Source organism: Rahnella selenatireducens (assembly GCF_046449555.1).
Lineage (GTDB): Bacteria > Pseudomonadota > Gammaproteobacteria > Enterobacterales > Enterobacteriaceae > Rahnella > Rahnella selenatireducens.
The window spans coordinates 123,019-136,259 of record NZ_JBKEZJ010000013.1; the positions used below are offsets into that span (position 1 = coordinate 123,019).

General features: G+C 52.5%; 13 protein-coding genes. 10 read left to right on the plus strand and 3 right to left on the minus strand.

Translation table 11 applies throughout. The annotated features are described in order from the left end of the window. The first annotated feature begins 27 nt into the window (after window positions 1-27). From ACLBVC_RS19645 to ACLBVC_RS19690, 10 genes are all read left to right on the plus strand, one after another. Window positions 28-1,230: a bifunctional tRNA (adenosine(37)-C2)-methyltransferase TrmG/ribosomal RNA large subunit methyltransferase RlmN gene (locus ACLBVC_RS19645; RefSeq protein ID WP_410151020.1), complete on the plus strand. Its 1,203-nt coding sequence runs from the start codon at window positions 28-30 to the stop codon at window positions 1,228-1,230. 92 nt (window positions 1,231-1,322) lie between these two features. Then, a complete protein-coding gene (gene pilW, locus ACLBVC_RS19650; RefSeq protein ID WP_410151021.1) occupies window positions 1,323-2,084 on the plus strand; it encodes a type IV pilus biogenesis/stability protein PilW in 762 nt (253 codons plus the stop codon). Continuing rightward, window positions 2,074-3,060: a cytoskeleton protein RodZ gene (gene rodZ, locus ACLBVC_RS19655; RefSeq protein WP_410151022.1), complete on the plus strand. Its 987-nt coding sequence runs from the start codon at window positions 2,074-2,076 to the stop codon at window positions 3,058-3,060. The genes pilW and rodZ overlap by 11 nt, the downstream gene beginning before the upstream one ends. A gap of 42 nt (window positions 3,061-3,102) precedes the next feature. After that, complete coding sequence (gene ispG / locus ACLBVC_RS19660; RefSeq protein WP_410151023.1) at window positions 3,103-4,224, plus strand: flavodoxin-dependent (E)-4-hydroxy-3-methylbut-2-enyl-diphosphate synthase; 1,122 nt, start codon at window positions 3,103-3,105, stop codon at window positions 4,222-4,224. Window positions 4,225-4,478: 254 nt separating this feature from the next. Beyond that, window positions 4,479-5,753 (plus strand): histidine--tRNA ligase, encoded by a 1,275-nt coding sequence (gene hisS / locus ACLBVC_RS19665; RefSeq protein WP_410151024.1) that lies wholly within the window; start codon window positions 4,479-4,481, stop codon window positions 5,751-5,753. 13 nt (window positions 5,754-5,766) lie between these two features. Beyond that, window positions 5,767-6,387 carry a YfgM family protein gene (locus ACLBVC_RS19670; RefSeq protein ID WP_410151025.1) on the plus strand — a complete coding sequence of 207 codons (621 nt, stop codon included), beginning with the start codon at window positions 5,767-5,769 and terminating at the stop codon, window positions 6,385-6,387. 11 nt (window positions 6,388-6,398) lie between these two features. Next, window positions 6,399-7,580 (plus strand): outer membrane protein assembly factor BamB, encoded by a 1,182-nt coding sequence (bamB, locus tag ACLBVC_RS19675; RefSeq protein WP_410151026.1) that lies wholly within the window; start codon window positions 6,399-6,401, stop codon window positions 7,578-7,580. Between the two features lie 210 nt (window positions 7,581-7,790). Continuing rightward, complete coding sequence (gene der, locus ACLBVC_RS19680) at window positions 7,791-9,275, plus strand: ribosome biogenesis GTPase Der (protein ID WP_410151027.1); 1,485 nt, start codon at window positions 7,791-7,793, stop codon at window positions 9,273-9,275. A gap of 66 nt (window positions 9,276-9,341) precedes the next feature. After that, entirely contained in the window at window positions 9,342-10,298 is a 957-nt protein-coding gene (locus ACLBVC_RS19685) for an AEC family transporter (protein ID WP_410151028.1), read from the plus strand. A gap of 12 nt (window positions 10,299-10,310) precedes the next feature. Beyond that, entirely contained in the window at window positions 10,311-10,541 is a 231-nt protein-coding gene (locus ACLBVC_RS19690; protein WP_410151029.1) for a zinc ribbon domain-containing protein, read from the plus strand. On the opposite strand, the gene ACLBVC_RS19695 is transcribed toward ACLBVC_RS19690, so the two are convergent. The 3 genes from ACLBVC_RS19695 to ACLBVC_RS19705 all read right to left on the minus strand — a co-directional run bounded on the left by ACLBVC_RS19695 (window position 10,526) and on the right by ACLBVC_RS19705 (window position 13,127). Then, complete coding sequence (locus ACLBVC_RS19695) at window positions 10,526-10,873, minus strand: protealysin inhibitor emfourin (protein WP_410151030.1); 348 nt, start codon at window positions 10,871-10,873, stop codon at window positions 10,526-10,528. The genes ACLBVC_RS19690 and ACLBVC_RS19695 overlap by 16 nt on opposite strands. Further along, window positions 10,874-11,908, minus strand: a complete 1,035-nt coding sequence (locus tag ACLBVC_RS19700) for a M4 family metallopeptidase (protein ID WP_410151031.1) — start codon at window positions 11,906-11,908, stop codon at window positions 10,874-10,876. It abuts the gene before it with no gap. A 136-nt stretch (window positions 11,909-12,044) separates the two neighbouring features. Beyond that, on the minus strand, window positions 12,045-13,127 hold the full coding sequence (locus ACLBVC_RS19705) for a LacI family DNA-binding transcriptional regulator (RefSeq protein WP_410151032.1): 1,083 nt from the start codon (window positions 13,125-13,127) through the stop codon (window positions 12,045-12,047). Between the last annotated feature and the right edge of the window lie 114 nt (window positions 13,128-13,241).

Genomic DNA, 13,241 nt, shown 5'->3' on the forward strand with positions numbered 1-13,241 from the left:
CGTGTAACAACGAGGCCATTTTTCATCATGTTAGAATCAAACACGCCCGAGCATACCTTGTCTGAGAACACTCCCGTTTCCGCAGAAGTCGTGAACACTGTCGTGCCGCCTGCTGCCGCAAAAATTAACCTTCTTGATCTTAACCGCAAACAAATGCGCGAGTTCTTCCTCAACATGGGTGAGAAACCGTTCCGTGCTGATCAGGTCATGAAGTGGATGTACCACTATTGCAGTGATGATTTCGAGCAAATGACCGATATCAATAAGCCGCTGCGTGAAAAACTGGCCCGCGTTGCAGAAATCCGTGCGCCGGAAGTGGCGTCCGAACAACGTTCAACCGATGGCACCATCAAATGGGCGATCCAGGTTGGCGGCCAGCTGGTCGAAACCGTGTATATTCCGGACGGCGACCGTGCGACGCTTTGCGTTTCTTCTCAGGTAGGTTGCGCGCTGGAATGTACCTTCTGCTCAACTGCCCAACAGGGCTTCAACCGTAACCTGCGCGTGTCCGAAATCATCGGTCAGGTGTGGCGTGCGGCAAAAATTATCGGTGCTGCGAAAGTGGCCGGTACGCGTCCTATCACCAACGTGGTGATGATGGGGATGGGCGAGCCTTTGCTGAACCTGAACAACGTGGTTCCGGCAATGGAAATCATGCTGGACGACTTCGGTTTTGGTCTGTCAAAACGTCGCGTCACGCTCTCCACTTCAGGTGTTGTGCCTGCGCTGGATAAACTCGGCGACATGATTGACGTGGCACTGGCCATTTCCCTGCACGCCCCAAATGACACTATCCGCGACGAAATCGTCCCGATTAACCGCAAATACAATATCGATACTTTCCTTGCCGCCGTTGAGCGTTATATCGGTAAATCCAACGCCAATCAGGGCCGCGTGACCATCGAATACGTCATGCTCGACCACATCAACGATGGCACTGAACATGCACATGAACTGGCCGAGCGTTTGAAAAATACGCCGTGCAAAATCAACTTGATCCCATGGAACCCGTTCCCGGCCGCACCGTATGGCCGCAGCTCCAACAGCCGTATTGACCGCTTCTCGAAAGTGCTGATGGATTACGGTTTCACGGTGATTGTGCGTAAAACCCGTGGCGACGACATTGATGCCGCCTGTGGTCAGCTGGCAGGCGATGTGATCGACCGTACCAAACGTACGTTGAAGAAAAAAATGGCCGGCGAGCAGCAGATTTCCGTAAAAGCCGTGTAGTCACCATAAGCCGTAAGGTGTGCGAGGGGTTTATTATGTAGTGCGGGTAAGCCCCCGTTTTGTTGTCGATGGCAAGATAAAGGGAATTAAGCATGACAATGAAGGGCAGTGTGAAGTTACTAATTGCAGCGGGAATTTCCGTTGGACTGCTGGCGGGATGTTCCGGTACGCCGAAAGAAACGCAACAGGCCTCGGGCGCATCGCAAACGCGTCTGGAACTGGGGATGGAATATCTGTCTCAGGGCAATATGAGCGCGGCGAAGCAAAACTTACAGAAAGCCGTGGATGGCGCACCGGATGATTATCGCACCCAGCTCGGAATGGCACTATACGAGCAAAAAAACGGCGATCAGAATGCTGCGCAAAGCCGCTACCAGCAAGCGCTGAAGCTGGCACCGCAAAATGGCACTGTGATGAATAATTACGGTGCGTTTTTGTGTAGTTTAGGGCAGTATGTACCCGCACAACAGCAGTTTAGCGCCGCAGCTAATGCACCTGATTACGGTCAGGTAGCTGACAGTCTGGAAAATGCAGGCTACTGTTTTCTGAAGGCCAATCAGAATGAGGAAGCGCGAGTGTTACTAAGCCGGGCATTAAAAGTTGATCCCGATAAAGGCGCACCCTTGCTGACTGAGGCAACCAAAGAATTTGGGAAAGGGAACCGCGCTCAGGCGAAACTATTACTGGATGTATATCAACATGTTCTGCCAGCTACGGCTGATAGCATCATGTTACAAATTCGATTCGCTGCGTTAGCGGGCAATCCGGATAGCGTTCAACGCTACGGTAAGCAGCTTGCGCGTAGTTATCCACAATCTAAACAGTACCAGCAGTTCTTAGCTAATGAATACTGAAGCCTCCCAAGAAAATAATGCAAAACTGACCACAGGCGAACGTCTGCGTCAGGCTCGTGAACAGTTAGGTCTCAGTCATCAGGCCGTTGCAGAACGCCTGTGTCTGAAAGTCTCAACTATTCGACAGATCGAAGAAGAAACGACGCCGGCCGATCTTGCGCCGACTTTCCTGCGTGGTTATCTGCGCTCTTACGCCAAGCTGGTGCACGTTCCTGAAGAGGAACTGTTAGGTTTGATTGGTAAACAAGCTCCCATTAAAGTGCCGAAAGTCGCTTCAATGCAGGGTTTTTCTCTCGGTAAGTCTCGCAAGAAACGCGATGGTTGGCTGATGGGCTTTACCTGGTTGGTGGTGTTTGTAGTTATCGGTCTGACCGGTGCGTGGTGGTGGCAAAACCATCAGGTGCAGCAGCAGGAAATCGCCACTATGGCTGACCAGTCTTCTGCGCAACTTAATCAGGATAATGGTCAGGGACAAGCGGTTCCACTGGGTGATAATGCGAACTCTGCGCCGACTACTGAAGATACTTCTTCTGCGACGTCGACCGAGCCGCAGCCACAAAACAGTATTCCGCTGAATACCACACCGGCACCTGCCACTACCGCAGGCACTCCACCGGCTGCAACGGGTTCACAGGAACCAGCAGCGGTTTCTACCAGCCAGCCAGCAACAACGGCTGAGAATGGTCTGCCGACGGGTGATGCACAAACTGCCGCGGCAGCAGGTACAGATCCACAAGCGGTTGCTTTAACTTTCAAAGCTGACTGCTGGTTACAAATCGATGACGCATCAGGTAAAACCCTGTTCAGCGGCATCAAAAAAGGCGGCGAGTCTCTCAGCGTTAAGGGCACTGCGCCGTATAAGCTGAAAATCGGTGCTCCGGGTGCGGTGGATATCCAATTCCAGGGCAAACCGGTTGATTTAAGTCGTTTTGTAAAATCAAGCCGTGTTGCACGCCTGACGTTAGCTGCCGAGTAATCGGCAGTTTGTCAGACGCTTGTAACGATGGAGAGTGAAGTAATGCATAACCAAGCACCCATTACCCGTCGCAAATCAACCCGGATTTATGTCGGCAAGGTGCCTGTAGGTGACGGAGCGCCGATTGCTGTGCAATCGATGACCAACACCCGCACCACAGACGTAGCGGCGACAGTCGCACAGATCAAATCACTGGAACGCGTGGGTGTCGATATTGTCCGCGTTTCCGTGCCCACGATGGATGCCGCAGAGGCGTTCAGACTCATCAAGCAGCAGGTTAATGTCCCGCTGGTCGCTGATATCCATTTTGATTACCGCATCGCACTGCAAGTTGCAGAATACGGCGTGGATTGTCTGCGTATTAACCCGGGCAATATCGGTAACGAATCCCGCATCCGCTCCGTAGTGGATTGCGCCCGCGACAAAAACATTCCTATCCGTATCGGTGTGAACGGCGGTTCCCTGGAAAAAGATATCCAGGAAAAGTACGGCGAACCTACGCCGCAAGCGCTGCTGGAATCAGCGATGCGTCACGTCGATATTCTCGACCGCCTCAACTTTGACCAGTTTAAAGTCAGCGTGAAAGCTTCTGACGTTTTCCTGGCCGTTGAGTCTTATCGCCTGCTGGCTAAACAAATCGTACAGCCATTGCACCTCGGGATCACGGAAGCGGGCGGTTTACGCGCCGGTTCAGTCAAATCGGCGATCGGTCTGGGTTTACTGCTGTCAGAAGGTATCGGCGACACGCTGCGTATCTCACTGGCGGCCGATCCTGTCGAAGAAGTGAAAGTCGGTTTTGATATCCTGAAGTCACTGCGTATCCGGTCCCGTGGGATTAACTTCATTGCCTGCCCGACCTGTTCGCGTCAGGAGTTTGATGTCATCGGTACCGTGAACGCACTGGAACAGCGTCTGGAAGATCTTATTACGCCAATGGATGTTTCGATCATCGGTTGTGTAGTGAATGGTCCGGGAGAAGCGCTGGTCTCCACGATTGGTGTGACGGGCGGTCATAATAAAAGTGGTTTCTACGAAGACGGTGTCCGTCAGAGAGAGCGCTTTGATAACACAGATATGATTGACCAGTTGGAAGCAAAAATTCGCGCCAAAGCGGCGATTATGGATGAGAGTAAACGTATCGTTATCAATCATCTTGAAAAGTAACATCGGTTGCGGGTCATCGTTATCCCCTACATAATTCAGGTTGCAGGAAGGCGGCAAGTGAACGAGTCCCGCTGAGCTTATTCAGGTAAGTGATTCGGGTGAGTGAGCGCCGTTAACGCATCGGCAATCTGAAGAATGACGGGTATAGGCCTGCATTATATTGAACCCGGTAGGGATTGTGTCTGCGCGTTGAACCGCAGGGCACAAAACCCCTATAATCGGGTTCATTTTTTATAAAACGATAGAGAACTGACGTGGCAAAGAATATCCAGGCCATTCGCGGCATGAACGACTATCTGCCTGAAGACACGGCATTATGGCAGCGTATAGAAGGTACGTTGAAACAAGTGCTCGGCGGTTACGGCTACAGTGAAATCCGTATGCCGATTGTAGAGCAGACCCCATTGTTTAAACGCGCTATCGGCGAAGTGACTGATGTCGTGGAAAAAGAAATGTATACCTTTGAAGACCGCAACGGTGAAAGCCTGACGCTGCGTCCGGAAGGTACTGCTGGCTGCGTCCGCGCCGGTATTGAACATGGTCTGCTGTACAATCAGGAACAACGTCTGTGGTACATCGGCCCGATGTTCCGTTACGAGCGTCCGCAAAAAGGGCGATATCGCCAGTTCAACCAACTGGGTGTGGAAGTCTTTGGCCTGCAGGGCCCGGACGTTGACGCCGAACTGATCCTCCTGAGCGCCCGCTGGTGGCGTGCGCTGGGTATCGCTGAACACGTTACGCTTGAGCTGAACTCTATCGGCTCTCTGGAAGCCCGCGCCAATTATCGTGATGCGCTGGTGGCCTTCCTGGAACAGCATAAAGATAAGTTGGATGAAGACTGCAAACGCCGTATGTACAGCAATCCGCTGCGCGTGCTGGACTCCAAAAATCCGGATGTTCAGGCATTATTAAACGATGCACCGGCGCTGGGAGACTATCTTGATGAAGAATCAAGAGAACACTTTGCAGGTCTGTGTGAACTTTTAGAGCAGTCTGGTATCCCATATACGGTTAATCAGCGACTTGTGCGCGGTTTGGATTATTACAACCGCACCGTATTCGAATGGGTAACCAGCAGCCTGGGGGCGCAGGGTACTGTTTGTGCTGGTGGCCGTTATGACGGGCTGGTAGAACAATTGGGTGGTCGTGCAACACCTGCAGTCGGTTTTGCGATGGGACTGGAGCGACTGGTCTTACTGGTTCAGGCTGTAAATCCAGATTTCAAAGCGCCTGCGACGGTAGATGCTTATGTGATTTCTTCTGGTGCAGGTACGCAAAGTGCGGCGATGCAACTGGCTGAAACGCTGCGTGATGTACTGCCTGAGCTGAAAGTGATGACTAACTACGGTGGCGGTAACTTCAAGAAGCAATTCGCCCGTGCTGATAAATGGGGCGCTCGCGTTGCCCTGGTATTGGGTGAAGATGAAGTCGCTAACCTGCAGGTTGTGGTAAAAGATCTGCAAAGTGGAACGCAAGAAACGCTGGCGCAAAGCGAACTGGCTTCGCGTCTGGCTTCGATGTTGGGTTAAGGAGAAGGACACTGTGGAAGTCTATACCACTGAGAATGAACAGGTTGATGCTGTACGTCGCTTCTTTGCCGAAAACGGTAAAGCGCTGGCCATTGGCGTAGTTCTGGGTATTGCAGCCCTGAGCGGCTGGCGTTTCTGGCAGAGCCATCAGGACTCAGCCTTGACGGAAGCTTCTGCGTCTTTCCAGAAAGCAAACCAGTCACTGACCGCAAATAGCGCTCAGGGCGTTGCTGACCTCGAAAAATTTGCGCAGAGCAATGAAAACAGTTACGGCGTGCTTGCTGCACTCCAGCTGGCCGATCATTTCGTTGAAACCAAAGATTTCGCCAATGCTGAAAAGCAACTGGCGCAGGCACAAGGCCATGCAAAAGAAGATAATTTACGTTCGCTGGTGAATTTACGTCTGGCTCGTGTCCAGATGCAGCAAGGCAAATTTGATGATGCACTCAAAACGTTAGACGGCGTGAAGGGTGAGGGCTGGGCGGCAATGCAGCAAGGCATCCGTGGTGATGTTCTGCTTGCAAAAGGCGATGCAAAAGGCGCTCGCGAAGCGTACAGCAAAGGAATTGATTCTAAACCCTCTCAAACGCTGCAAACCATGCTGCGAATGAAATTGAACAACTTAGCCAGCTAAGGGGAACCCCGATGCAATTGCGTAAAACACTCTTGGTAGGATGGGTTTCTGTTGCCCTGCTGAGTGGCTGTTCATTGTTTAACAGCGAAGAAGACGTTGTGAAAATGTCCCCGCTGCCAAAAGTTGAAAACCAGTTCACTCCGACGAAAGTCTGGAGCAAATCTGTTGGCAATGGCGTGGGCGAATTCTACTCCAACCTGCATCCTGCATGGCAGGATAGCACTGTTTATGCCGCTGACCGCTTTGGTGTGGTGAAAGCGTTAGATGCAGACAGCGGGAAGGAAAAATGGAGCGTTAACCTGTCGGAAAAAACTGGCTTCCTCTCCAGCAACATCTCTGCTCAGCTTTCTGGCGGCCTGACGGTTTCCGGTGATCATGTTTACGTCGGCAGCGAAAAAGCGGTGGTTTATGCATTGAACACGGCTGATGGTAAAATTGCATGGCAGACCAAAGTAGCGGGTGAAGCGTTATCCCGTCCGGTTGTCAGCGATGGGCTGGTTCTGGTGCATACCGGTAACGGTATGTTGCAGGGTCTGAGCGAGTCCGATGGTACAATCCAGTGGACTGCTAACCTTGATATGCCAACGCTCTCCCTGCGTGGCGAATCTGCGCCAGCGGTGGCGTTTGGTGCGGCTATTGTCGGCGGTGATAACGGTCGCGTAAGCGCCGTGCTGATGAAAGAAGGTCAGTTGATCTGGCAGCAACGTATTTCTCAGACCACCGGTACGACTGAGATTGACCGTCTGAGCGATGTTGATACCACCCCGGTTATCGTTGATGGTGTAGTCTATGCGCTGGCTTATAACGGCAATCTGGTAGCGATGGATCTGCGTTCTGGTCAGATTGCCTGGAAACGCGATGTGGGTTCCGTGAATGACATCATTGTTGATGGCGGCCGGATTTACCTGGTCGATCAGGATGACCGTGTCATGGCACTTGATACGCAAGGTGGCGTGAGCCTGTGGCGTCAAAGTGAATTGCTGCACCGTAACCTGACGGCACCTGTGTTGTATAATGGTTACCTTGTGGTCGGTGATTCAGAAGGTTATCTGCACTGGATCAACACGTCAGATGGCCGTTTTGTTGCTCAACAGAAAGTTGACAGCGATGGCTTCCTGAGCGCGCCAATTGTGGCGAGCGACAAGCTGGTTGTGCAGGCGAAAGGCGGCGAAGTTTACTCCTTTACACGCTAATATCGCGACCCGCGTCTGGCTTTGAGATCGTTTGATCCCGGCCATTAAAACGGCTCCTGAATTGCTCAGGGGCCGTTTCGTATTCTGAAAACAGCGTAATTTATTTTTGTGAATTATGACGTAAGAAATTGAATTATAGCACTTTGTCTGATTTTACGGGCAAGCTGGCTATTTGCGTTTAGCTCTATCTATAAAAACTGAGGCTTCAAAATGATACCTGTCGTTGCGCTTGTAGGGCGCCCGAATGTGGGTAAATCCACTTTATTTAACCGTTTAACCAAAACGCGTGATGCGCTGGTTGCGGATTTCCCGGGGCTTACGCGTGACCGCAAGTATGGTCGTGCAGAAATTGAGGGTAATGAATTCATCATCGTTGATACCGGCGGTATCGACGGTACGGAAGATGGCGTAGAAACCCGCATGGCCGGGCAGTCACTGCTGGCAATTGAAGAAGCCGACATCGTATTGTTCATGGTTGATGCGCGCGCGGGCCTGATGCCTGCCGATCAGGGCATTGCCCAGCATCTTCGCAGCCGTGAAAAATCCACATTCCTGGTGGCGAACAAAACTGACGGTTTAGATCCTGACAGCGCGGTTGGCGATTTCTATTCTCTCGGTCTGGGCGAAGTCTACGCAATCGCGGCTTCTCATGGCCGCGGCGTCGCACAGTTGATCGAACACGTTCTGGTGCCGTTTGTTGGCGAAAAACCAGAAGAAGTTGAGCTGACTGAAGAAGAAGCCAACGCCGCCTACTGGGCAGAACAGGAAGCGACCGGTGATGAAATCCCGGAAGACGAAGAAGATGATTTTGACCCGACAACGTTGCCGATCAAACTGGCTATCGTCGGGCGTCCGAACGTGGGTAAGTCTACACTGACTAACCGTATTCTGGGCGAAGAGCGCGTCGTGGTTTACGACATGCCGGGTACCACCCGTGACAGTATTTATATTCCGATGGTGCGTGATGAGCGTGAATACGTTCTGATCGACACCGCCGGTGTCCGTAAGCGCGGAAAAGTGACTGAAACGGTTGAGAAATTCTCCGTTATTAAAACGCTGAAAGCGATTGAAGATGCTAACGTCGTGATGCTGGTCATCGATGCCCGCGATGGTATCTCCGATCAGGACCTTTCACTGCTGGGCTTCATCCTCAACAGTGGGCGCTCACTGCTGATTGTGGTGAACAAATGGGACGGAATGAGTGAAGAAGCCCGTGCTCAGGTAAAAGATCAGCTGGATCTGCGTCTCGGCTTCGTTGACTTCGCGCGTATCCACTTCATTTCTGCTCTGCACGGCAGCGGCGTGGGCAACCTGTTTGAATCCGTGATTGAAGCGTATACCTGCGCGACCACTCGCGTGAGCACCTCCATGCTGACCCGCATTATGCAGATGGCCGCAGATGACCATCAGCCACCGCTGGTGAACGGTCGCCGTGTTAAGCTGAAATATGCGCATGCCGGGGGCTACAACCCGCCAATCGTCGTGATCCACGGCAACCAGGTTAAAGATCTGGCTGACTCCTACAAACGCTATCTGATGAACTACTTCCGTCGTTCACTGAAAGTAATGGGTACACCGATCCGCATTCAGTTCAAAGAGGGTGAGAACCCGTATGAGGGTAAGAAAAACTCGTTGTCGCCGCACCAGCAGCGTAAGCGCCGACGCCTCATGCAGCACCTAAAAAACAAATCCTAAACGAATGGGGTGCATGAAAATGTACCCCATTTTTTTGTCTCACTTTCCTTGCAAGGAGCTGGCTGGATGTTCTGGCAGACCTGGAGTTTCGCATTTGGCGTTACTGTTCCAAATTTACTGATCTTACTGCTCGGCGTGATGTTGCGACGCACTGGCCTGATGGACGACAATTTCAATGAGAAAGCCAGCAGGTTAGTGTTTAACATTGCGCTGCCTTGCCTGCTCTTTTTCAGCGTCGCGCAGGGACATAATTCCTCTGGCTCTAATCTGCCGCTGGCGCTTTACGGTGGGATCGCCACCGTTATTTCCTTTTTACTGCTTGAACTGGTCGCCCTTAAACTGGTGAAAGATCCTCGCGAACGCGGCATCTTTGTGCAGGGAGGATTCCGTGCCAATACCGGTATTGCCGGTCTGGCGTACGCCTCGCTGGCGTTTGGTAATGAAGGCATTGTACTGGGTTCGATGTATCTGGCGGTGACGGTGATCCTCTTCAATGTGCTGTCAGTGATAACGCTGACCCGCAGCCTGAAAGGCGGGCAGGGGAAACGGATTGGGCTGAAGCCCATTTTGCACGGGATTGTGACTAACCCGCTGATTATTGGTCTGGTGCTCGGTCTGGCATTTCAGCACAGCCATTTGCCTATGCCTGCTACGATCGCCAGTACCGGAGATTTTATTTCAGGCATGGCGCTGCCGCTCGCGATGCTCTGCGCTGGCGCAAGTCTGGACTGGCGCGCGATGTTCCGCAGTTCTAACGTTGCAGCCTGGTCTTCGGCGTCACGTGTGATTTTTGTCCCTGCGCTGATGACGTTCGGCGCTTGGCTATTTGGTTTTCGTGGTGCCGCGCTGGGTGTGATTTTTCTCTTTTCCTGCACGCCGACGGCAGCCGGTAGCTATGTCATGACGCGCGCGATGGGCGGCAACGCCACGCTGGCGGCGAATATTATCGCGGTGACCACGTTAGGATCATTTTTCACTACCGCTCTGGGGCTGTATTTATTACGCACGCTGGGCGTTATTTAAAGGAGATATTTGATGGATGCATTTTGTCCGGTTTGCCATCAGCCCATGAACTGGGTGAGTGGTCACTTTCACTGTGAACCCTGTAAGGTGAGTTACATTCAAACAGCGTTTTGCCCGGATTGCCATCAGCCGTTGCAGGAACTGAAAGCCTGCGGCGCGGTTGATTATTTATGCCAAAACGGGCATGGGATGATTTCCAAAAAACGGGTGCAGTTTACCTATACACCTTATTCGCAAGAGTGACTTTCATCAGGCGGTGCCTGTTTCCATAAATCGACCAGTTCTTCCGGTGCCTGAGTTTCAGGAATGATCACCACCAGACTGGCGGTGGTTTCCGCCGAAGCGTAGTAAATCTCCAGCCGGAAATAACGCTGATCCCCGCGGCCTACGTTTTCTTTTTCCTGCGCATAGGGCAGCGTTTTGTTGATGAGCTGGCAGATTTCCTGCCGTTTATCGTCGCTCATTCCGGAAAGGTCAACCCGCCTTGGCCCGCTGAGTTTGGGGATAAAGGCTATGCCGCCTTCGCGATAAATCTCGATCACCGCATTGCTTTCCAGCGAATCTAAGGGTTTCATTTACATCACTCCGACCTGCTCCCAGGCCTCACGAACCGCCTGTGCAACGGTATCGTCGAACCGTTTACCGGCATGTTGCACCGTGAGCTGAGCGAAAGTCACAAAGTCAGCATTTTTCGGCAGGGATTTATCGCACACCGTGTCGTACCAGACATACCCCGCGCGCTCCCAGGCACTGCCTCCCAGTGTAGTGGCTGCCAGATAAAATGCGCGGTTAGGGATCCCTGAATTGATGTGAACACCGCCGTTATCGTCGCGGGTGTTCACATACCCTTTCATGTCGGCCGGTTGTGGATCTTTACCAAGCAGCGGGTCATCGTAGGCCGTTCCAGGATGCGACATTGAACGCAGACCGGTGCCGTGAATGCCTTTTGCCAGCAGGCCTTCGCCGATAATCCAGTCGGCTTTATCTGCCGTTTGCTTCAGGTGGAACTGTTTCACCAGGGAGCCGAAAACGTCAGAAAGTGACTCGTTCAGCGCACCGGATTGCCCGTTATAATCCAGGCCCGCTTCGCTTTCTGTCACACCGTGGGAAAGTTCGTGGCCCACCACGTCAATCGCAATCGTGAACCGGTTGAAAATCTCACCGTCGCCATCACCAAATACCATCTGCTGTCCGTTCCAGAAAGCGTTCTGATAGCCTTTGTCGTAGTGAACGGTGCCCAGCAACGCCAGCCCTTTATTGTCCAGGGAATTACGCTGATAGGCTTGCCAGAAGAAATCATAGGTAACACCGAGATAATCGTAAGCTTCATCCACGGCGACATCTTTGTTGCTGGCCTGGCCCTCTTTGCGGACTGATTCGCCGGGAAGTTTCGTGGAGTTTTTCGCGTCATAAATATCACGCTCGACCTGACCGGCTTTGGCCGTGGTGACTTTTTGCGGTTTGGTGTAAGGCTGCGCCATCAGTGTATTAACATGCACCAGCGTTTGTCTGGCGCAATTGCGCTGAGGTTCGCTGCCGTGCTCGATAATACGGTTGAGAATATAGGGCGGGATAACGCTGTAGTAACGCTTCGCTGAACTGTGATTCATCGTGAATCTCCTTATCAAGTGTCACCCGTGGGTGAAATAAAGGTGTTCTGACTGCCGGAAACTGAAAGGAGGCTAATGATTAGCCGTCTCCTGTCAGTATAGGACTGCGTTGCGTGATGTCCGTGAAAGATGAGATTTATCTGTCCGGCAAAGGATCATACAAAAGGTGCGGGCGCGGAGTCACGGCGCGCCCGGTGGCTTTGCGCACAGAATTGCGTACCACCAGTTTTCCCTGCAAAAGCTGGGTGGTGTGAGGTGCATCAGGACGCAACATTCTGCGTTGCAGCAGGGCGATGGCTTCCGCGCCCAGCTCGTCACGCGGAACGTGAACGGCGGTCAGTGGGACGTCGTGAATTTCCGCCAGATTAAAGCCGTCGGTGCTGATGACGCTGATATCACCCGGCACCGATAACCCTCTTTTCGCCAGCGCGGCGACAACGCCCGAGGCCATAAAGTCGCCACCGGCCAAAATGGCCGTCGGCAACGGTTGTTCCGGTGACAGGGAATCGAGGTATTCGAGCATCGCCAGCTCACTCTCCTGCGCGCCAAATCCCGATGTATTCAGCAAATGCAGGCTGTCGCTGAACGTCTGATGATGGCGGGCAAACGCCTGTTTAATGCCTGTCAGGCGCAGTTCCATGGTATGACGGCGCAGACATTGCACCGTCACGATATGGGTATGACCCTGCGCGAACAGATAGTCGCAGGCGAAATCGCCCATCGTCTGATGATCGGGGCTGACGCTGTCGTGACGCATATGGCGGTCATGGCAATTGACCAGCACGCAGGGTTTTGCCATTTCAGCTGCCAGCTGATGAATATGCGGATCGTCGATCCCAACCAGCAAAACGGCTTCGGTCAGCGGATCGGTCATTTTGGCGATGAACAGCGCGGCGTCGGCATTTTCTTCTTCCATCGCACAATACCGTACACGCACTTCATGGCAGGCGGTGGACGCGAGAATGCCCTGGATCACTTTGTAGTAAAAAATATCGCTGCGCACATCAAAGGCGCGGGCCGGGGCGAAAATGATGAGATTGTTCAACATCAGCCGGCCGGTGGACAATTCGTTAAAAACGCCCTGTGATTTCGCACATTCAAGAACCCGATCACGGGCTTTGCTGCTGGTGTTATTTTTTCCGGCCAGAACCCGTGAAACCGTGCTAATGGACAGCCCCGTCTGGTCAGATATTTGCTGGATATTTAACTTTCCTTTCAAACTGTGATCTCCTTCAAAATCGCTCCTGCAAAATTTTTCACCCACGAAGATGCCTGCTCTATAAGCTTTTGCCAGCTCCCGTTTCGACCCGAAGTTATAGCGTGAAAGCTTTTG